Origin of the sequence: Pseudomonas batumici, from assembly GCF_000820515.1 — a bacterium.
Lineage (GTDB): Bacteria > Pseudomonadota > Gammaproteobacteria > Pseudomonadales > Pseudomonadaceae > Aquipseudomonas > Aquipseudomonas batumici.
Genome location: NZ_JXDG01000041.1, coordinates 57,127 through 76,572 on the forward strand (window position 1 = coordinate 57,127; position 19,446 = coordinate 76,572).

Sequence of the window (19,446 nt, forward strand, 5' to 3'; positions counted from 1 at the left end):
ATGGCCGAAGTCCTCTGGCGCCCCGGCGCCGAGCGTGTCAGCAAGACCCGGATCGAAGCGTTCCGGCGCTTCGTCAATCATCGCCACGACCTGCAACTCGACGACTACCCGGCCCTGCACCGTTTCAGCATCGACCGGCGGGAGGACTTCTGGCAGGCCATCGTCGACTTCTTCGACGTCGAATTCCACACCCCGGCCAGCGTCGTACTGACCGAGGGCCCGCAGATGCCCAGCGCCCACTGGTTCCCGGACGCCACCTTGAACTTCGCCGAACACCTGCTGCGCCGCCGCGACGATCACCTCGCAGTGATTGCCGTCAGCGAAGACGGACGCCGGGAAACCCTGACCCATGCTGAGCTCGCCGCCCAGGTCGCCGGCTTGCAAAGAAGCCTGCGGGTCGCCGGAGTCGGCCTTGGCGATCGGGTGGCGGCATGCATGCCCAATACCTGGCAAACCCTGGTGGGCATGCTAGCCAGCACCAGCCTGGGCGCCATCTGGTCCTGCTCCTCGCCGGACTTCGGCACCCAGGGGGTGATCGACCGCTTCGGCCAGATCGAACCCAAGGTGCTGATCACCTGCGCCGGCTACCGCTACGCCGGCAAGGTCATCGACCAGACCGCCAAGCTCAACGAAATCCTCGAACGCCTGCCCGGCTTGCAGCAACTGCTGATCGTGCCCTACGCCCACCCCGAGACGCGCATCGAGGACTTCCGCACCCAGGCCCGGGTGGCGTTGTGGAACGACTTCTACCAGGCCGGCGGCGATCCCGAATTCACCCCGGTGCCGTTCGCCCATCCGTTGTACATCCTCTACTCCAGCGGCACCACCGGGGTGCCCAAGTGCATCGTCCACAGCACCGGCGGGGTCTTGCTGCAACACCTCAAGGAGCACGGCCTGCATGTCGACCTGGGGCGCGACGACTGCCTGTTCTACTACACCACCTGCGGCTGGATGATGTGGAACTGGCTGGTCTCGGGCCTGGCGGTCGGCGCCACGCTGGTGCTCTACGACGGCTCGCCGTTTCACCCCGGCCCGCAACGCCTGCTGGACCTGATCGACAGCGAAGGCATCAGCGCCTTCGGCACCAGCCCCAAGTACCTGGCCGCCCTGGAAGACGCCGGGCTCAGCCCGCGCCGGAGCCATCGGCTGGACAGCCTGAAGACCCTGCTGTGCACCGGCTCGCCGCTGTCGTCGCACAGCTACGACTATGTCTATCGCCAGATCAAGGAGGAGGTCTGCCTGTCCTCCATGTCCGGCGGCACCGATATCGTCTCCTGCTTCGTCAGCGGCAATCCGGTGCTGCCGGTGGTACGCGGGCGGATGCAGTGCAAGAGCCTGGGCATGGCGGTGGAAGTCTGGGACGACAACGGCCAGCCCTTGCTCGGTGCCAAGGGCGAGCTGGTCTGCACCCGGCACTTTCCGGCGATCCCGGTGGGCCTGTGGAATGACCCCCAGGGTGAGAAGCTCAAGGCCTCCTATTTCAGCCAGTTTCCCGGGGTCTGGGCCCAGGGCGATTATGCCGAGGAGTTCGCCGACGGTGGCCTGATGATTCATGGCCGCTCCGACGCGGTGCTCAATCCCGGCGGCGTGCGCATCGGTACCGCGGAAATCTATCGGCAGGTGGAAAAGGTCGAGCAGGTGCTGGAGAGCATCGCCATCGGCCAGCAATGGCAGAACGATGTGCGGGTGGTGCTGTTCGTGCGCCTGCGTGAGGACGCCGAACTGGACGAGGCCCTGGAACAACGGATCCGCCAGGTGATCCGCGCCAACACCACGCCGCGGCATGTACCGGCGAAGATCCTGGCGGTCACGGATATCCCGCGCACCCTCAGCGGCAAGATCGTGGAGCTGGCGGTGCGTAACGTGGTGCACGGCCTGGCGGTGAAGAATACCGATGCGCTGGCCAATCCCGAGGCTTTGGAGCAGTTCAGGAATAGAACGGAGCTACAGTCTTGAAGCCGGTCTTGAAGCCGGCCCTGAAGCGAACGGCAGGTCCCCGCGAAAACGCACCACCACCGCGCTGAAACTGCCGAACAACGAATGACCGGCCACCAGGATCCGCCCATCGTCTTGCAGGGCCAGGGCGGTGACGGTATCCAGGCTGCGGCCCAGACTGGTGCGCACCCAGCCGCGCCCGCCGGCGAAGTCGCGGTCCGGTTGCCCGTCGGCCAGGTAACGCGCCAGCACAAAGTCCGAGCCAAAGCCCATCACCGTCGAGCCCGCCACCAGAATCGACCCGTCGGCTTGTACCGCAAGGCCGGCCCAACGACTGGCCGGGGTGTCGATATCGAGCTGGACGGTATCGGCGTCATTGAAGCCGCGGTCCACGGCGCCCTGGGCGGTGAATCCCTGCAAGACACCACGCAGGGGGTTGAAGCGGTTGCCGACACACAGCAGGCGCCCGTCGCGGCCGGCAGCCAGTTTCGTGACCAGGGAACTGGCCCCGGCAAAACCGAACGAGAGGAAGCCCCGGTCGCCAAAGCCATGATCGAGGCGACCATCGGCCTCGTAGCGAGCAATCAGCCCCAACTGGGGAAAGTCCACCGAGCCGCCCACCAGGATCTTGCCGTCGACCTGGACCCGCACGCAGCTCAGCCAGGAGTTCATCAGCAAACGCCGGACCATGACAAAGCCGCGCCCGTTGAAGGCCGGGTCCAAGGTGCCGTCGGGTTCGAGACGGATCAACAGCCCGACATAATCGGCAAAGGTGTAGGTGTGATTGGCAACCAGCAGGATCTTGCCGTCCGCCTGCAGCGTACCCGCGCAGGCCTCGACACCCGGCAGCCCCGGCGGCAGCCAGCCGTCCCGCGGGCCCTCGGCGAGCCCACCGGGCAAGCGCAGCACCTTCACGCCCTGGTTGCCAAAGGTCGGATCGAGGCACCCGGCGGCATCAAACCGCGCCAACGCCGGCAAGCTGTGCTCGTCGTCCAGGTAGTGCAGGCCGAACAACAGGATGCGGCCATCGGCGAGCAACTGCACACCGCTGGCCGTGGCCTCGGCGCCGGCTTCGAAACGACCAGATACATAGCCGCCGTCGCCGAAGGACTCGTCCGGCGCGCCGTCGTCATGCAGTCGCGCCAGACCAAAACAGCAACCGTCGGCAAAACCCAGCTTGAGCGCCACCAGGACCTTGCCATCGGCACAGGACAGCACGTCATTGGCCTGGCTCGACAGGCAACCGGGGAACTGCAACCTGACCGTACCCGACTGCCCGAACGTCGAATCCGATTCGCCTGCCGGGCTGAGCCGGTGGCCTCGCAGTTCCTCCAGCATCATGAGCGGGTCCTCCCTGGGATCGACACCCTTCCATGCCGTGCCGGTAGGCACGGGCTGCCGGCTATTCAATCGAGCCTTCCCACGCCCCACAACTGTCAGAAATAACAGTTCTACGGTTTTTCCGAGCCAGAACACTGACTTTGCAGTCCTTTCCAGGCCTGCTGAACAATCGAGCGGCTTTCCGGGTCCGGGTGGACTAGGCGGCGACCTGTTGCGCACCCCGTGCCGACAAGGTCACGGCGCGCACCGAAGCGCCGGCCTCAAGCCCGAGCTCCTCGGCGGTCCGGGCCTCGACCACCAGGGTGCCGGCGGCGACCCGGGCCGGCGCGGCGGCGATCCGGCACTCGGCGAACCGACGATTGTGGATCAGGTAAGGCTCGGCATGGTCCCCCGGCGTGCCGATACTCAACACCAGCACCTGGCTCTCGCGCACCGCGCGAATGTCATCGGTGGCACACTCGATCAACGGCCCGCCGTCGAAGATGTCGACGTAGTCCTTGAAACCGAACCCTTCGGCCTTGAGCATGCCCAGCGCCGGCTCGGTATTGGGATGGACCCGGCCGATCACCGCTTGCGCGTCTTTCGGCAGCAGGCAGGTGGGCAGCGGGAACTTGGGCATCAGTTCGGCGATAAAGGTCTTGTTGCCTTGGCCGGTGAGGAAGTCGGCGTCGGCGAAATCCATCTTGAAGAAGTGCCGCCCCAGGCCTTCCCAGAACGGAGAGACGCCCTGCTCGTCGGAGTAGCCGCGCATCTCGGCGATCACCTTGTCACCGAAGCACTCGCGGAATTCGGCCAGGAACAGGAAGCGCGCCTTGGACAACAGCCGACCGTTCAGGCCCTCGCGATGCTTCGCACCGAGAAACAGCGAGCAGAGCTCGGAATGGCCGGTCATGTCGTTACCCAGGAACAGGGTCGGTAGATGCTGGTTGATCGACAGGTTTTTCGACGCCGCGACCAACAGGCCGACCCGGTAGTTGTACCAGGGCTCGCGCAGGCCGACGGCACCGGCCAGGGCGCTGATGCCGACGACTTCGCCCTCGGCGGACTCCAGGACGAACAGGTAGTCGGCATCGGCGCGCTCAGCGCTGCCGGCGAAAGTCTTTTGCGCCCACTCCAGGCGATGTTGCAGACGCTGCGGGTCGGCGGGCAGCGTGGTCAGGCCGGCACCGGCGCTTTGCGCCAGGGACAACAGGGCCGGCAGGTCGGACAATCGGGCGGGACGAACAATCATCGGGCGCACTCCACGGTGGAAGGATGCTTGGGCAGGAACACTTCGGCCAACATGCAGCGGGCACTGCCGCCGCCAATCCGTTCAATGGTGTCGATCTTCACGGGCAAGGGCGTGGCGTAGCGCTCGACCTGTCGTCGCTGCCCGGCATCGAGCGACGCCCAGGCCGTGCGCGACATCACCAGCAGCAGCTCGCCCCGGCGGTTGTGCACTTCCAGCATGTTGCCGGCGAAGGACTCCAGCTGGCCCCAGTCCAGGGCCAGGATTTCCTTGCCGCTGGACTCCAGGCGCTGGCGCAGGCCATCGCGTTCGGTCGGATCACTGAGAGCCTGCAGGCAGACCACGGCCAGGTGCTGGCCGACACTCATCATCACGTTGGTGTGGTAGATCGGCACCCCTGCCCGGTCCACGGCATTGAACCCGCAGAGCTCGTAGCCGAGGTGATCGAGCACCGGCTGCAGGGCCGCGGCATGGGTGCGGGTGGAATAGCCGGCGTAGCAGATCCGCTGCTCGCGGTCGAACACCATGCTGCCGGTTCCCTCAAGAAACAGGCCCTGGGCCTCCAGGCCGGAAAAGTCCACGCACTGCAGTACCTGGTGCTGCTCGCGCAGCCAGTCGAGCACGCCCTTGTTGCGCTCCAGGCGACGGTTATGACCCTGCATCGGATAGATCACCAGGGTGCCGTCGGGATGGCTGCTCCAGCAGTTGTTGGGAAAGATCGAGTCCGGGGTATGCGGCAAGGCGCGGTCCTGGTGCACCAGGACCTCGACGTCGTGGGCGCGCAAGTCTGCGACATACTGGTCGAATTCCTCGAGCGCCTGCTGCTGGACGTTTTCACCGCCCTGGGCCTGCTGCTGGAAACGGTTGTTGGCGGCGGTGTCGGGGTTGAAGGCGAAGCTCGCCGGACGCACCATCAAGACGGTATGGGTGGTTTGCATGGGCACGAATTCAATGAGGGGTTGAGGTGCTCATTGTCTGTTCACGCCCGGGAAAAACCCGGTTGATAAGCCGGTGGCGAAGGCTGGAAACGGCTGAAAGATTTGCCTGGTGCAGCAGAATCGGCGAGGTATGAATGGCTTGCCTTGACCTGGCCTCGCAACAACGGTCAACGCGGAGAACTGTAGGAGCCAGCTTGCTGGCGATGGCGTCCGGAAGGGCGCCGCAAGGCTCAAGGGCCTCATCGCCAGCAAGCTGGCTCCTACAGTTTGGCGTTCGCCGATGTTACTCCATCGAGGTCTTGACCATCGCCAGTTCAGGATGACTGACCAGCTTGTCGATGTGCAGCTCCGGATCGTCCAGCCAGGTTTCCGTCAGCACCCGGTAATGCTCCATGTCACGACAACGCATGCGCAGGCTGTAGTCGAACGCGCCACTGATCAAGCGACACTCCAGCACCTGGGCACAGGCCCGGGTCTTGGCCTCGAAGGCTTTCTGCGCCGCCCGCCCGCTCTGGTTCGACAACGCCACCAGCACCAGCAGCGACAGGCCCGGCGAGAGTTTCTTCTCGTCGACAATCGCCCCGTAGCCACGGATCACCCCCAACTGCTCCAGCTTGCGCACCCGTTCCAGGCAAGGCCTGGGGGTCAGGTGCACGCGCTCGGAGAGCTTCTGGTAGGTGATACGCCCGTCGTGGCGCAGCACCTCGATAATTGCCTGGTCGATGCGATCCAATACGATCGACAGGTCACGAATATCCGCCATGAATGGCTTGCCTCACTTCAAACGACCAGAAAGAAACTGTTGCAGACGCTCGCTTTGCGGATGGTCGAGCATCTGGGCACCGCCCTGCTCTTCGACCCGGCCTTGATGGAGGAACAGCACCTGGCTGGAAACCTGCCGGGCAAAGCCCATCTCGTGCGTGACCATGAGCATTGTACGACCTTCTTCGGCCAGCGCCTGAATCACTTTCAACACCTCGCCCACCAGCTCCGGGTCCAGCGCCGAGGTCGGCTCGTCGAACAGCAGGATCTGTGGCTCCATGGCCAGGGCCCGGGCAATCGCCACGCGCTGTTGCTGGCCGCCGGAGAGAAACGCCGGATGCTGTTCGGCCACCCGCTGGGGCAAGCCGACCTTGTCGAGATAGGCCCGGGCCCGCTCCTCGGCCTCCTTGCGGGACACGCCCAGCACCCGACAGGGGGCCAGGATAATGTTCTCCAGCACCGTCAGGTGGCTCCACAGGTTGAAATGCTGGAACACCATGGCCAGTCGGGTGCGCAGGCGCTGCAACTGCGCCGGGCTGGTGACCTTCATGCCGCCCGGCGCCGGATGGGTGGCGATCAGTTCGCCGTCCAGCTCGATGCGGCCTTCGTCGGCGCGTTCGAGGAAATTGATGCAGCGCAGCATGGTGCTTTTGCCCGAACCGCTGGCGCCGATCATGCTCACCACGTCGCCGGAGCGGGCCTGCAGCGACACACCCTTGAGGACCTCGTTATCGCCGAAGCGTTTGTAGAGGTTTTCGATATTCAATTTGTACATGGAAACTCCCGGGCGCAGCCCTGGAAAAATGGGAGGAACACACACCCTGTAGGAGCCGGCTTGCCGGCGATGAGGCCCTTGAGCCTTGCAGCGATCATTCGGCCGTCATCGCCGGCAAGCCGGCTCCTACAGGTCAGGCGGTGTTTGCAAGATTGATTCAGTGCGCAGGACCGAGGAAGTTCAGCCAACGTCGTTCCGCCAGCCGGAACACGCCCACCAGGCCGAAGGACAAGCCCAGGTAGAGCAACCCGGCAATACCGAAAGACTGGAAGGTCATGAAGGTGGCCGAGTTGGCATCCCGGGCGACCTTGAGGATGTCCGGGATGGTCGCGGTAAAGGCCACCGACGTCGCGTGCAACATCAGGATCACTTCGTTGCTGTAGTACGGCAGCGCCCGGCGCAAGGCCGACGGCAGGATCAGCCGCAGCGACAGTCGCCAGCCGCTCAGGCCATAGGCGTGGGCCGCCTCGATCTCGCCGTAGGGAATGCTGCGGATCGCCCCGGCGAAAATCTCCACGGTGTAGGCGCAGGTGTTGAGCACGAACGCCAGCAAGGTGCAGTTCATCGCATCGCGGAAGAAAGCCTCCAGCAAGGGCTGCTCACGGACCACCGCCATGCCGTAGATCCCGCTGTAGCAGATCAACAGCTGGATATAGAGGGGCGTGCCGCGAAACACGTAGGTAAACGCCTGCACCGGCCAGCGCAGCAACGGATTGCGCGACACCCGCAGCAGCGCCAATGGCAGCGACAGCACGAAACCCATGGCGATGCTGGCGCACAACAGCCAGAGGGTCATGGCCAGGCCCGTCAGGCTTTCGCCGTCCGTGAACAGGAAGGGTTGCCAGTATTGCTGGAACAACTCGATCATCGTGCCGACTCCCGCACACCCAGGTTGAAACGTCGCTCCAGGCAACGCAGCACGTAGTTCGAAGCGCTGGTGATCAGCAGGTAGAGCAGCGCCGCCAGCACCAGGAAATACATCATGTTGAAGGTGCTTTTACCGGCGTCCTGGGCGACCTTGACCAGATCGGCCAGGCCGATGATCGACACCAGCGCCGTGGCCTTGAGCAGTACCAGCCAGTTGTTGCCCAGGCTCGGCAGGGCGAAGCGCATCATCTGCGGGAAGACCACACAGCGAAAGCGCTGCCAGGCGCCCAGCCCATAGGCGGTCGCGGCCTCGGTCTGGCCGTGGGGAATGCTCAGGATGGCGCCGCGAAAGGTCTCGGTGAAATATGCACCGTAGATGAAGCCCAGGGTCACGACACCCGCCACGAAGGGATCGATCTCCATGTAGGGCCAGTCCATGGCCTCGGTCAGGTGGCTGAGCCAGCCTTGCAGGCTGTAGAAAATCAGCAGCATCAGCACCAGGTCCGGAATACCGCGAATCAGCGTGGTGTAGAGGGTCGCCGGCAGATTGAACAGCCGTAGCGGCGAGAGCCTGGCCGTTGCACCGAGCAGCCCCAGGGCCATGCTCACCAGCAGCGACAGCGCCGAGAGCTTGGCGGTGATCCACACGCCATGCAGCAACAGCGGGCCATAGCCTTGCAGGCTGGCGGCATCCAGGCCGAAGAATTCGAGAAAGGTCGTCACATCGATCACCCGTCGTCCAACGCCACGCGCCACCGCCGCACGGTCGGGGCCGTACGGGGGGGCGTGGTCGCCGGGATCAGTTGTTGTAGAGGTCCAGGTCGCCGAAGTATTTCTTCTGCAGTTGGGCGTAGATGCCCTTCTCGTGCAGCGCCTTGATCGCGCCGTTGATCATGCTCTTGAGTTCGTCGTTGCCCTGGCGCACACCGATGGCGATGTCCATCGGGATCAGCGGGTCACTGATCCCCTGGCTGTTCTGGAAGGCCTGGCCCTGGGGCGACTTGAGGAAACTCATTTCAGCCTGCAGCTTGTCCTGGATCGAACCGTCGAGACGGCCATAGACCAGGTCGGCATAGACCTGGTCCTGATTCTGGTAGGCGCGCAGCTTCACCCCACCCGGCGCCAGGCGCGCCTTGGCATAAGCCTCCTGGATGGTGCCCTGCATATAGCCGATGGTCTTGCCCTTCAGGGATTCGGCGGTCGGTTGCAGCCCCGAGTCCTTGCGGGTGACGATGGCCGTCGGGCCGGCGTAGAGCCGGTCGGTGAAGTCGATCTGCTTCTTGCGCGGCTCGGTGACGGTCATCGACGACTCGATGGCGTCGAACTTGCCGGCCTTGAGGGCGGGGATCAGGCCGTCGAAATCATTGCTGACCCAAACGCACTTGAGCTTGAGTTCCTCGCAGATGGCGTTGCCCAGATCGATGCCGAAGCCCTGCACGCCGCCGTCGGCGGTGCTGGATTCAAACGGCGGATAAGACGGATTGGTGCCGAAACGCAGCTCTTTCCATTCCTTGGCGCTTGCGCCGCCGCAGCAAAGCGCCAACGCCAGAACAGGTAAGGTCAGCCATTTATGAGTCATCTTCAGAGTCCCGGATTTATTTGAAGTTATCGCGTGCGGGCGGGGGCCGGCACACTGTTGGACAGGGGCAGAGAATGGGCGGCCAGGGCCGCGCTATCGTTCTTATTGTTATTGAATGAGCCCACGCTCTTGAGGAGCGGCGCTCGTCCTCTCGCGGCCGCTCGGAGGAACCTCGCCGCAAGGAGGCCAGAATGCCAACTCGCGGAACCGGGCGGGTGTCGTAAGCCCGCGCCGAAACAGCCGGAAAAGGCCCGTGACGAGCAGGTCACAGCCGATCCTGTCGAGACACGCTGCGCAGTGGGAGGCGTTGTTCGCATTGCAGCCCAAGCACGGCTAAGGTCTATGGACGGCATGCGTGCTCGGAGTCAGCCCAGGCAAAAATGCAGACTCGACCTGCGATTATTCCGGTTGTACACGACAAATTTGCACTGTTACGATCGGGCATCGTTCGCCCGCCGAACACACCGAAAAAGACAATAAAAGCAGGGAGTTAGTGATGACTGCTCGGGTTTCATCCTCCGCCACCCAGGACCTCGACACCCCAGGTCCCGACGTCCTCGCCGACGTGCGCAACCATATCGGTCACCTGACCCTCAATCGCCCCGCCGGGCTCAACGCCCTCACCCTCGACATGGTCCGCGCCCTGCAGCAGCAGCTCGACGCCTGGGCCCACGACCCACGGGTCCGCGCGGTGGTCCTGCGCGGTGCCGGCGAGCGGGCCTTCTGTGCCGGCGGCGATATCCGCTCGCTATATGACAGCTACAAGAGCGGCGGGCGCCTGCACGAAGACTTCTTCGTCGAGGAATACGCCCTGGACCTGACCATCCACCACTACCGCAAACCGGTGCTGGCACTGATGGACGGCTTTGTCCTCGGTGGCGGCATGGGCCTGGTGCAAGGCGCCGACCTGCGGGTGGTCACCGAACGCAGCCGCCTGGCCATGCCAGAAGTCGCCATCGGCTACTTTCCGGATGTCGGCGGCAGTTATTTCCTGCCACGCATTCCGGGCGAGCTGGGTATCTACCTGGGGGTCAGCGGCGTGCAGATCCGCGCCGCCGACGCCCTCTATTGCGGCCTGGCCGACTGGTACCTGAGCAGCGACAAACTGGCCCTGCTGGACGAACGCCTCGATCACCTGGAATGGCATGACACGCCGCTCAAGGACCTCCAGGGCCTGCTGGCCAAACTCGCCGTGCAAACCCTGCCCGACGCGCCGCTGGACGCACTGCGCCCGGCCATCGACCACTTCTTCGCCCTGCCGGATGTGCCGAGCATGGTCGAGCAACTGCGCGAAGTGACCGTCGCCGACAGCCATGAATGGGCGCGGGAAACCGCCGACCTGCTGGAGACCCGCTCGCCCCTGGCCATGGCCGTGACCCTGGAAATGCTCCGGCGCGGCCGCCATCTGGCCCTGGAAGACTGCTTCGCCTTGGAACTGCACCTGGATCGCCAGTGGTTCGACCGGGGCGACCTGATGGAAGGCGTGCGCGCCCTGCTGATCGACAAGGACAAGACCCCACGCTGGAACCCTCCGACCTTGCGCGAACTGGACGCCGAGCATGTCGCCAGCTTTTTCCATGGCCTCGACGCGAACGGGAACTGAACCATGCACGATATTGAACTGAGCGAAGAACAAGTGATGATCCGCGACATGGCCCGGGACTTCGCCCGCGGCGAGATCGCGCCCCATGCCCAGGCCTGGGAAAAAGCCGGCTGGATCGACGACGGCCTGGTGGCCAAGATGGGCGAACTGGGCCTGCTGGGCATGGTGGTGCCCGAGGAATGGGGCGGCACCTATGTCGACTACGTGGCCTATGCCCTGGCCGTGGAAGAAATTTCCGCCGGCGACGGTGCCACCGGCGCGCTGATGAGCATTCACAACTCGGTCGGCTGCGGACCGATCCTCAACTACGGCAGCCAGGCGCAGAAAGAAACCTGGCTGGAACGGCTCGCCACCGGCCAGGCCATCGGCTGCTTCTGCCTCACTGAACCCCAGGCCGGCTCGGAAGCCCACAACCTGCGGACCCGCGCCGAATTGAAGGACGGCCAGTGGGTGATCAATGGCGCCAAGCAGTTCGTCAGCAACGGCAAGCGCGCCGAACTGGCGATTGTCTTTGCCGTCACCGATCCCCATCTGGGCAAGAAAGGCCTCTCGGCCTTCCTGGTGCCTACCAACACACCAGGCTTTGTCGTCGATCGTAGCGAACACAAGATGGGCATCCGCGCCTCCGACACCTGCGCGGTGACCCTCAACCAGTGCAGCGTGCCCGAGGCCAATCTGCTGGGCGAACGCGGCAAGGGCCTGGCCATTGCCCTGTCGAACCTGGAAGGCGGGCGCATCGGCATCGCCGCCCAGGCACTGGGCATTGCCCGCGCGGCCTTCGAAGCGGCGCTGGCCTATGCACGGGAGCGAGTGCAGTTCGACAAGCCGATCATCGAGCACCAGAGCATCGCCAACCTGCTGGCCGACATGCACACCCGGATCAACGCCGCACGACTGCTGATCCTCCATGCGGCGCGCCTGCGCAGTGCCGGGCAGCCGTGCCTGTCGGAGGCGTCCCAGGCCAAGCTGTTCGCCTCGGAAATGGCCGAGAAGGTCTGCTCCTCGGCCATGCAGATTCATGGGGGGTATGGGTATCTGGAAGATTATCCGGTGGAGCGGTACTACCGGGATGCGCGGATCACGCAGATCTACGAAGGGTCGAGCGAGATTCAGCGGATGCTGATTGCGCGGGAACTGAGGCACTACCTCGTGTGACGCCAAAAGCATCGCGAGCAAGCTCGGCTCCTACAGGTTATCGGTTGGTCACAAATGAGTGGTTCAACCAAAATCCTGTAGGAGCCGAGCTTGCTCGCGATGGGGCTGTCAGCCCCACACAAATCCTACGCCTTGACCAACGCCTGGCACTCCACCTCCACCCGCGCGTCCATCAGTAGCTTACCGGCCTGAAAGGTGGTCCGCGCCGGTCGACTGCCGGCCTTGAAATGCTTCATATACACGTCGTTCATCGCGGCAAAATCCTTGATATCGGCGAGGATCACCATACACCTCACAACGTTTTCCATGGACGAGCCGTTGCGCTCCAGCGTCCCGCGTATCCGTGCCAAGGCCTGCTCCATCTCCCCCCGAATACCGCCACTCACCAACTTGCCGGCATCATCGCTGCCCAGCACACCCGACAGGTACAGCCACTCGCCGACACGGACCACTTTGGAAAACGGAAGACTCGGTTGTTCACCCAGAAATTGCAGTTTGGGCCGCAGCGTGGCAGCAGGCCACTCAGGCAGATAACGGGAAACAATGGCTGCGTACTGGCCCGAATCCTTGAGCGACTGCAACGCCCGGTTCAGTGCTTCACGCAGCTCGCGGTCCTGCTGACGCACACCGATGGCAATCGCGCTGCCCAAGCGCTCATCGATGACCACGGGCCCGGTAAATTCGAAACCCTTGCCCTGTGGTGTTTTCAAAAAGGCTTCGGCGATTTCCAGGGTGTCCTGTAGCGTCGCGTCGATTTCACCGGCCAGCAGGCTGCGGACTAGTTCATCGTTCAAGGCGTAGCTGCGAATAGCAATACCCTGCGCCCCCCACTGGGCTTTTGCATAGGCTTCGCGGCTGGTCCCCCTCAGTACACCGATCTGCTTGCCCTTGAGCGACGTGACCTCCGGCAGCAGGCCACTGCCCTTGCGCGCCACCAGGCGGCTGCTCAGCGAGTAGAGTGGATCGCTAAAGTCGATCTTCTGGCGGCGCTCGGGCGTCGGGGTCATGGGCATGATCGCATCGAACTTTCCGGCTTCGAGCGCCGGAATCATGCCCGCATAGTCCTGGTCGACCCAGACGCAGCTGCGCTTGAGCTCGGAACAGAGGGCATTGCCCAGTTCGATGTTCAGGCCAACCAACTCGCCTTGTGCATTGCGACTTTCAAAAGGAGGGACCAGGGCTTCGACACCAAAACGGATCTCAGCCCCCGGGCTTGTGGCGGCCACACAAAGCGTGGAAGCGCTCAACAGGGCAATCGCGACAAAACCGCCCCTGCAGAATATACGTGACCACCTGGCAAAAACATCCATAGCAACGTCCTTCAGATAGAGAGATCGAAGAGTGTCGATGACACCCGCTTGTAGCGAACAAGCGATCTTTCTACGAAGGCGTTACTGCCTCAACGGGACCTATCGTCAAAGCTTGTGGGACAGGTCTGAGTTTTACTCGCGTAAATCCAGACCCACCCCATACGGCGAACAGTACGCCTCAACGATCCTTGAACTGCGCCTCACGCTTGGCGATGAACGCCGCCATGCCTTCCTTCTGATCCTGGGTGGCGAACGCCGCGTGGAACACCCGACGCTCGAAACGCACGCCTTCCGACAGGCTGACCTCAAAGGCACGGTTGACGCTTTCCTTGACCATCATGCTGATGGGCACCGACTTGCTGGCAATCAACGCCGCCACCTTCAGCGCTTCCTCAAGCAGATCATCGGCCGGCACGATCCGCGCCACGATGCCGCAACGCTCGGCTTCCACCGCATCGATAAAGCGCCCGGTCAGGCACATTTCCATGGCCTTGGCCTTGCCCACCGCACGGGTCAGGCGCTGGGTGCCGCCCATGCCCGGCAGCACGCCGAGGTTGATTTCCGGCTGGCCGAACTTGGCGTTGTCGCCGGCCAGGATGAAGTCGCACATCAGCGCCAGTTCACAACCGCCGCCCAGGGCAAAACCGGACACCGCGGCGATAATCGGCTTGCGCCGGTTGGCCACCCGGTCACTGTCGCTGAACAGGTCGTCCAGGTAGATCTGCGGGTAGGTCAGTTCGGCCATTTCCTTGATGTCGGCCCCCGCCGCGAAGGCCTTCTTCGAGCCGGTCAGCACGATGCAGCCGATGTTCGGATCGGCTTCCAGGGCGTCCAGCGCCTGGTTCAGCTCGCTGACGATCTGGGCGTTCAAGGCGTTGAGCGCCTGCGGGCGGTTCAGGGTAATCAGGCCGACACGGTCCTTGATGTCCAGCAGAATGGTTTCATAACTCATCGATAGATTCCTTGATCACAGGTTGCGCGAAATGACCATGCGCTGAATGTCGCTGGTGCCTTCGTAAATCTGGCAGACCCGCACGTCGCGGTAAATCCGCTCCAACGGGAAGTCGTTCAAATAGCCATAGCCGCCCAGGGTTTGCAAGGCTTGCGAGCAGACCTTCTCGGCCATCTCGGATGCGAACAACTTGGCCATGGAGGCCTCCACCAGCGCCGGCTTGCCGCTGTCACGCAGGGCTGCGGCGTAGTGCACCATCTGCCGGGCCACGGCGATCTGGGTGGCCATGTCCGCCAGGCGGAACGCCACGGCCTGGTGCTCGATCAGCGCCTTGCCGAAGCTTTGCCGCTCGCGGGCATAGTCCCGCGCCGCCTCGAACGCGGCCCGGGCCATGCCCACCGATTGCGCGGCGATGCCGACACGACCGCCTTCCAGGTTGGCCAGGGCGATGCGGTAGCCCTCGCCCTCCTCGCCCAGGCGGTTGGCAACCGGCACCTTCACGTCCTCGAAGAGGATCTGGCAGGTGTCGGAGGCATGCTGGCCAAGCTTGTCCTCGACCCGTGCGACGACATAGCCCGGCGAGTCGGTGGGTACGATAAAGGCGCTGATACCGCGCTTGCCCGCGGCCGGATCGGTCACCGCGAAGACGATCACCACCCCGGCGTTCTGCCCGGAGGTGATGAACTGCTTGCAGCCGTTGAGCACGTAATGGTCGCCCTCAAGCCGGGCACGGGTCTTCAGGCCGCTGGCATCGGAGCCGGCCTGGGGTTCGGTCAGGGCGAAAGCGCCGAGCATGGCGCCGCTGGCCAGCGGCGGCAGGAAACGGGCTTTCTGCTCCTCGCTACCGAACTTGAGGATCGGCACGCAACCGACCGAATTGTGCACGCTCATGATGGTCGAGCAGGCGCCGTCGCCGGCGGCGATTTCTTCCAGGGCCATGGCGTAGGCCAGGTAGCCGGTGTCGCAGCCGCCCCACTGTTCCGGGACCAGCATGCCGAAAAAGCCCAGCCCGGCCATTTCGCCGATGGCTTCCTTGGGAAAGCGGTGCTCGCGGTCCCATTCGGCGGCGAAGGGTTTCAGGCGCTCCTGGGCAAAATCCCGGGCTACCTCGCCGATTTGCTGTTGTTCATCGCTGGGTAACATGGCAACTCCAAAGCTCTTTACGAAACTAGTACAGGCACTCGACCGCCATCGCCGTGGCTTCGCCGCCGCCGATGCAGATGGCCGCGACCCCGCGTTTCAGGCCTTTCTGGCGCAGGGCCGAGAGCAGGCTGACCAGAATCCGCGCGCCGGACGCGCCGATCGGGTGGCCCAGGGCACAGGCGCCGCCGTGCACGTTGACCTTGTCGTGGGGCAGTTCCAGCTTCTGCATGGTCACCAGAGTGACCACGGCGAAGGCTTCATTGATTTCGAAGCGATCGACCTGGTCCAGGGACCAACCGGTTTTCTTCATCAGTTTCTCGATCGCCCCCACTGGGGCCACGGGGAACAGGCCCGGGGTATCGGCGAACGCCGCATGGCCGTGAATCACCGCCAGCGGCTTGAGGCCACGCTTCTGTGCTTCGGACTGACGCATCAGCACCAGCGCCGCCGCGCCGTCGGAAATCGAACTGGAGTTCGCCGCCGTGACCGTACCGCCTTCGCGGAACGCCGGCTTCAGGCTGGCGATCTTGTCCAGCTTGGCCTTGGGTGGTTGTTCGTCGTCGCTGATCAGTCGCTGTTCCTTGCCCACCGTGACCGTCAGGGGCACGATTTCCTCGCGGAAGCGGCCCTCGCGGATGGCTTCCTGGGCGCGGGTCAGGGACGCCACGGCAAAGGCATCCTGGGTTTCACGGCTGAAACCGTGGTTCTCGGCGCAATCCTCGGCGAAGGTGCCCATCAGGCGACCCTTGTCGTAGGCGTCTTCGAGGCCGTCGAGGAACATGTGGTCGAGCACCTGGCCGTGGCCCATGCGGTAGCCGCTGCGGGCGCGGTCCAGCAGGTACGGCGCGTTGGACATGCTTTCCATGCCACCGGCCACTACCACCTCGGCGCTGCCGGCCAGGAGCATGTCGTGGGCGAGGATGGTCGCTTCCATGCCGGAACCGCACATCTTGTTCAGGGTGGTGCAACGGGTGGACTTGTCCAGCCCGGCCCCGAGGGCCGCCTGGCGGGCCGGTGCCTGGCCGAGGCCGGCGGACAGCACACAGCCGAACAGCACGTGCTCGACCGCTTCCGGCGCCACGGCGGCGCGCTCGACGGCGGCGCGGATGGCGGCGGCGCCCAGTTGCGGCGCGCTGAGGCTTTTCAGGTCGCCCTGGAAGCCGCCCATGGGGGTGCGCACGGCACTGACGATAACGATGGGATCGTGGTTACTCATGATCGATTCTCCTATTTCGCGGCCATGCGCAAGGCGCCGTCGAGACGGATCACCTCGCCATTGAGCATGCTGTTTTCAATGATATGCCGAACCAGCGCGGCGTACTCGGAGGGCTTGCCCAGGCGTGGCGGGAACGGTACGCCGGCCGACAGCGAAGCACGGACTTCGGGGGTCATGCCGGCCATCATCGGGGTTTCGAAAATGCCCGGGGCGATGGTCATCACGCGAATGCCGAAGCGGGCCAGTTCGCGGGCGGCCGGCAGGGTCAGGCTGACGATGGCGCCCTTGGAGGCGGCATAGGCGGCCTGGCCGATCTGGCCGTCATAGGCGGCGGCGGAGGCGGTATTGATGATCACCCCGCGCTCGCCGTCGGCGTCCGCCTCGGTCTCGGCGATGGCGGCAGCAGCCAGGCGCAGCAGGTTGAAACTGCCGATCAGGTTGACGTTGATCACCTGGCTGAAGCTGTCCAGCAGATGGGGGCCGTTCTTGCCGAGGATCTTTTCACCGCGCACGATGCCGGCGCAGTTGACCAGGCCGTGCAGCCCGCCAAAGGCGTCGACCGCGGCCTTGACCGCCGCCTGGGCCTGGGCCTCCTGGGTGATGTCGGCCACCAAGCTGCGGGCTTGCGCGCCGAGTTTTTCCGCCTGGGCGGCAACGGCCTCGGCATTGAGGTCCACCAGCATCACCTTGGCACCGGCGGCCACCAACATTTGCGCGGTGGCCGCACCGAGGCCGGAAGCCCCGCCGCTGACCATGAAAGCCTTGTCTTGAATGTTCATTGCATCTGTCCTTCGTTAAAACCGTAAACAACTCTGATGATCGACACTGTCCCCTTGTAGGAGCTGGCTTGCCAGCGATGAGGCCCGCAAGCCTTGCATCGCCAATCCGGCCGTCATCGCCAGCAAGCCGGCTCCCACAATTGAGCATTTCAGCGCCAATCCCTGTTTCGTGTACTCAGGTGCCGGCCTGGGCCTTGGCGATTTCCTGATTACGCAAGATAAAACGTTGCAACTTGCCGCTTGGCGTCTTGGGCAGCTCGTCGACGAATTCGATTTCCCGTGGGTAGGCGTGGGCCGCCAGGCGCTTGCGCACATGCAGGCGCAACTCTTCGGCCAACTGCGGCTCGGCACGGTACTGCGCGCCGAGCACCACGAAGGCCTTCACCACCTCGGTACGCTCCGGGCAAGGCTTGCCGACCACCGCCGCCTCCACCACCGCCGGATGTTCCACCAAGGCGCTTTCCACATCGAACGGACCGACCCGGTAGCCCGAGGTGGTGATCACGTCGTCATTGCGCCCGACGAAGCTGATGCTGCCGTCCGCATTCAGCTCCACGGTGTCGCCGCTGAGGTAGTACCGGCCGACGAAGGCCTTGGTCTCGAAGCCCTTGTAGCCGTTGAACCAGAACATCGGCGACTGCGAGCGGTCCAGCGCGAGAATCCCCGGCTGCCCGACCGTCAGCTCCCGCTGCTGCTCGTCCAGCACCACGATGCGATGCCCGGGCGAGGCAAACCCCGCCGAACCGATATGCACCGGATGTTCGAGGCCGTGGTGATTGCACAGCACCATGCCCATTTCGGTCTGGCCGTAGTGATCGAGAATGGTCACCCCCAGGGTGTCGGCGAACCAGCGGATCACCTCCGGGTTCAGCGGCTCGCCGGCACTGCTGACCACCCGCAGGCGGCCCTTGACCCTGCCGGCGAAGGCCTCGCCCGCGGCAATCAGCAAGCGGTAGGCGGTGGGCGATCCGGTGAGGTTGGTGATGCCGTATTTCTCGATGATCCGGCAGGTGCTTTCCACACTGAACGGGCCATCGTAGAAGGTGATGGGATGACCCATGCCCAAGGGCCCGGTGATGCCGAAGTAAAGGCCGTAGGCCCAGCCCGGATCGGCGACGTTCCAGAACGCGTCCTCCGGGCGCAGGTCGACCGCGTCGCGGGTGTAGTTCTGGAACGCGATGATCGCCTTGAGCGGCACTTCAAGGGGTTTCGCCGGGCCGGTGGTGCCCGAGGTGAACATCAGCAGGAACGGGTCCTCGCCCGTGAGCAGCACCGGCTCGCAGTAGGCCGGGTAATTGTCCAGTTCGGCCCAGAAGCTGAAATCGCCGCGCGCGATGCCCTGCCCCTTGGGGCCGCCGACCGTGACGATGGCCGGGCAGTCGGCGACTTCGCTCAGTTTGCCGCGGTTGGCGGCGTCGGTGACCACCAGCTTGGCGCCGGAGCTGCCCAGGCGATGCTCGATGGCCTTGGGGCCGAAGGCGGTGAACAGCGGCTGGTAGATGGCACCGATGCGCCAGGTGGCGAACAGCGTGACCAGCAGTTCGACATTGCGCGGCAACAGCGCGGCGACCTTGTCGCCACGGCGCACGCCCTGGGCCAGCAGGAAGTTGGCAAAGCGCCCGGCCTTGTCCTGCAACTCGCTGAAGGTGTAGACCGCACTACTGCCGTCGCGGCCTTCCCAGAACAGCGCGATCCGCCCCGGCAAGGCATGCCGGTCGCAGCATTCGATACAGGCGTTGAGCGCCGTCAAAGTCCCTTTGAGGCCCGCTTGGGCCGCTTGCTGATAATCGAAGTCCGCCGTGGCAGTCTGATAGTCGCGCATGTCCGGAATCTCTCGGTCTTGTTATTGGAAGGAACCGTAGA

The 19,446-nt window shown here is 64.2% G+C and carries 17 protein-coding genes; 3 read left to right on the forward strand and 14 right to left on the reverse strand.

What is annotated here, in order from left to right; translation table 11 throughout:
• Positions 1–1,956 (forward strand): acetoacetate--CoA ligase, encoded by a 1,956-nt coding sequence (locus UCMB321_RS16175; RefSeq protein WP_040068600.1) that lies wholly within the window; start codon positions 1–3, stop codon positions 1,954–1,956.
• On the opposite strand, the gene UCMB321_RS16180 is transcribed toward UCMB321_RS16175, so the two are convergent.
• The 8 genes from UCMB321_RS16180 to UCMB321_RS16215 all read right to left on the reverse strand — a co-directional run bounded on the left by UCMB321_RS16180 (position 1,945) and on the right by UCMB321_RS16215 (position 9,425).
• A complete protein-coding gene (locus UCMB321_RS16180) occupies positions 1,945–3,276 on the reverse strand; it encodes an NHL repeat-containing protein (protein ID WP_052451262.1) in 1,332 nt (443 codons plus the stop codon). The two genes, UCMB321_RS16175 and UCMB321_RS16180, sit on opposite strands and share 12 nt — an antisense overlap.
• A 196-nt stretch (positions 3,277–3,472) precedes the next feature.
• Positions 3,473–4,507, reverse strand: coding sequence for an arginine N-succinyltransferase (gene astA, locus UCMB321_RS16185; RefSeq protein ID WP_040068602.1), 1,035 nt, complete (start codon positions 4,505–4,507; stop codon positions 3,473–3,475).
• Positions 4,504–5,442 carry a citrulline utilization hydrolase CtlX gene (ctlX, locus tag UCMB321_RS16190; protein ID WP_040068604.1) on the reverse strand — a complete coding sequence of 313 codons (939 nt, stop codon included), beginning with the start codon at positions 5,440–5,442 and terminating at the stop codon, positions 4,504–4,506. The genes astA and ctlX overlap by 4 nt, the downstream gene beginning before the upstream one ends.
• 283 nt (positions 5,443–5,725) lie before the next feature.
• Positions 5,726–6,205 carry an Lrp/AsnC family transcriptional regulator gene (locus UCMB321_RS16195; RefSeq protein WP_040068606.1) on the reverse strand — a complete coding sequence of 160 codons (480 nt, stop codon included), beginning with the start codon at positions 6,203–6,205 and terminating at the stop codon, positions 5,726–5,728.
• 12 nt (positions 6,206–6,217) lie between these two features.
• Positions 6,218–6,979 (reverse strand): ABC transporter ATP-binding protein, encoded by a 762-nt coding sequence (locus UCMB321_RS16200; RefSeq protein ID WP_040068608.1) that lies wholly within the window; start codon positions 6,977–6,979, stop codon positions 6,218–6,220.
• 157 nt (positions 6,980–7,136) lie between these two features.
• Positions 7,137–7,847, reverse strand: a complete 711-nt coding sequence (locus tag UCMB321_RS16205; protein ID WP_040068610.1) for an ABC transporter permease — start codon at positions 7,845–7,847, stop codon at positions 7,137–7,139.
• Positions 7,844–8,569, reverse strand: coding sequence for an ABC transporter permease (locus UCMB321_RS16210; protein ID WP_040068671.1), 726 nt, complete (start codon positions 8,567–8,569; stop codon positions 7,844–7,846). The genes UCMB321_RS16205 and UCMB321_RS16210 overlap by 4 nt, the downstream gene beginning before the upstream one ends.
• A 76-nt stretch (positions 8,570–8,645) precedes the next feature.
• Entirely contained in the window at positions 8,646–9,425 is a 780-nt protein-coding gene (locus tag UCMB321_RS16215) for a transporter substrate-binding domain-containing protein (RefSeq protein ID WP_040068612.1), read from the reverse strand.
• Between the two features lie 496 nt (positions 9,426–9,921).
• Here UCMB321_RS16215 and UCMB321_RS16220 point away from each other — a divergent pair, with 496 nt between their 5' ends.
• Both UCMB321_RS16220 and UCMB321_RS16225 read left to right on the forward strand, forming a co-directional pair.
• Complete coding sequence (locus UCMB321_RS16220) at positions 9,922–11,028, forward strand: enoyl-CoA hydratase/isomerase family protein (RefSeq protein WP_040068613.1); 1,107 nt, start codon at positions 9,922–9,924, stop codon at positions 11,026–11,028.
• A 3-nt stretch (positions 11,029–11,031) separates the two neighbouring features.
• The gene (locus tag UCMB321_RS16225; protein ID WP_040068615.1) at positions 11,032–12,183 is read left to right on the forward strand and encodes an acyl-CoA dehydrogenase family protein; all 1,152 of its coding nucleotides are present in this window, start codon (positions 11,032–11,034) and stop codon (positions 12,181–12,183) included.
• A 125-nt stretch (positions 12,184–12,308) separates the two neighbouring features.
• Here the strand turns inward: UCMB321_RS16225 and UCMB321_RS16230 are convergent, their stop codons facing one another.
• From UCMB321_RS16230 to UCMB321_RS16255, 6 genes are all read right to left on the reverse strand, one after another.
• Entirely contained in the window at positions 12,309–13,493 is a 1,185-nt protein-coding gene (locus tag UCMB321_RS16230) for a transporter substrate-binding domain-containing protein (RefSeq protein ID WP_052451263.1), read from the reverse strand.
• 178 nt (positions 13,494–13,671) lie between these two features.
• The gene (locus UCMB321_RS16235) at positions 13,672–14,445 is read right to left on the reverse strand and encodes an enoyl-CoA hydratase (protein WP_040068618.1); all 774 of its coding nucleotides are present in this window, start codon (positions 14,443–14,445) and stop codon (positions 13,672–13,674) included.
• A 15-nt stretch (positions 14,446–14,460) separates the two neighbouring features.
• Positions 14,461–15,588, reverse strand: a complete 1,128-nt coding sequence (locus UCMB321_RS16240; RefSeq protein ID WP_040068621.1) for an acyl-CoA dehydrogenase — start codon at positions 15,586–15,588, stop codon at positions 14,461–14,463.
• A 25-nt stretch (positions 15,589–15,613) separates the two neighbouring features.
• Positions 15,614–16,804: an acetyl-CoA C-acyltransferase gene (locus tag UCMB321_RS16245; RefSeq protein ID WP_040068623.1), complete on the reverse strand. Its 1,191-nt coding sequence runs from the start codon at positions 16,802–16,804 to the stop codon at positions 15,614–15,616.
• Positions 16,805–16,815: 11 nt separating this feature from the next.
• Entirely contained in the window at positions 16,816–17,583 is a 768-nt protein-coding gene (locus UCMB321_RS16250; protein ID WP_040068626.1) for an SDR family NAD(P)-dependent oxidoreductase, read from the reverse strand.
• Positions 17,584–17,758: 175 nt separating this feature from the next.
• A complete protein-coding gene (locus tag UCMB321_RS16255; RefSeq protein WP_040068628.1) occupies positions 17,759–19,405 on the reverse strand; it encodes an AMP-binding protein in 1,647 nt (548 codons plus the stop codon).
• Positions 19,406–19,446: the final 41 nt, after the last annotated feature.

Bases quoted from the DNA above. Each gene is read 5' to 3' on its own strand.
- UCMB321_RS16200 (WP_040068608.1), bottom strand. From the start codon at position 6,979: ATGTACAAATTGAATATCGAAAACCTCTACAAACGCTTCGGCGATAAC.
- UCMB321_RS16195 (WP_040068606.1), bottom strand. From the start codon at position 6,205: ATGGCGGATATTCGTGACCTGTCGATCGTATTGGATCGCATCGACCAG.
- UCMB321_RS16235 (WP_040068618.1), bottom strand. From the start codon at position 14,445: ATGAGTTATGAAACCATTCTGCTGGACATCAAGGACCGTGTCGGCCTG.
- UCMB321_RS16220 (WP_040068613.1), top strand. From the start codon at position 9,922: ATGACTGCTCGGGTTTCATCCTCCGCCACCCAGGACCTCGACACCCCA.
- ctlX (WP_040068604.1), bottom strand. From the start codon at position 5,442: ATGCAAACCACCCATACCGTCTTGATGGTGCGTCCGGCGAGCTTCGCC.
- UCMB321_RS16230 (WP_052451263.1), bottom strand. From the start codon at position 13,493: ATGGATGTTTTTGCCAGGTGGTCACGTATATTCTGCAGGGGCGGTTTT.
- UCMB321_RS16245 (WP_040068623.1), bottom strand. From the start codon at position 16,804: ATGAGTAACCACGATCCCATCGTTATCGTCAGTGCCGTGCGCACCCCC.
- UCMB321_RS16225 (WP_040068615.1), top strand. From the start codon at position 11,032: ATGCACGATATTGAACTGAGCGAAGAACAAGTGATGATCCGCGACATG.
- UCMB321_RS16180 (WP_052451262.1), bottom strand. From the start codon at position 3,276: ATGATGCTGGAGGAACTGCGAGGCCACCGGCTCAGCCCGGCAGGCGAA.
- astA (WP_040068602.1), bottom strand. From the start codon at position 4,507: ATGATTGTTCGTCCCGCCCGATTGTCCGACCTGCCGGCCCTGTTGTCC.
- UCMB321_RS16175 (WP_040068600.1), top strand. From the start codon at position 1: ATGGCCGAAGTCCTCTGGCGCCCCGGCGCCGAGCGTGTCAGCAAGACC.
- UCMB321_RS16205 (WP_040068610.1), bottom strand. From the start codon at position 7,847: ATGATCGAGTTGTTCCAGCAATACTGGCAACCCTTCCTGTTCACGGAC.
- UCMB321_RS16240 (WP_040068621.1), bottom strand. From the start codon at position 15,588: ATGTTACCCAGCGATGAACAACAGCAAATCGGCGAGGTAGCCCGGGAT.
- UCMB321_RS16250 (WP_040068626.1), bottom strand. From the start codon at position 17,583: ATGAACATTCAAGACAAGGCTTTCATGGTCAGCGGCGGGGCTTCCGGC.
- UCMB321_RS16255 (WP_040068628.1), bottom strand. From the start codon at position 19,405: ATGCGCGACTATCAGACTGCCACGGCGGACTTCGATTATCAGCAAGCG.
- UCMB321_RS16215 (WP_040068612.1), bottom strand. From the start codon at position 9,425: ATGACTCATAAATGGCTGACCTTACCTGTTCTGGCGTTGGCGCTTTGC.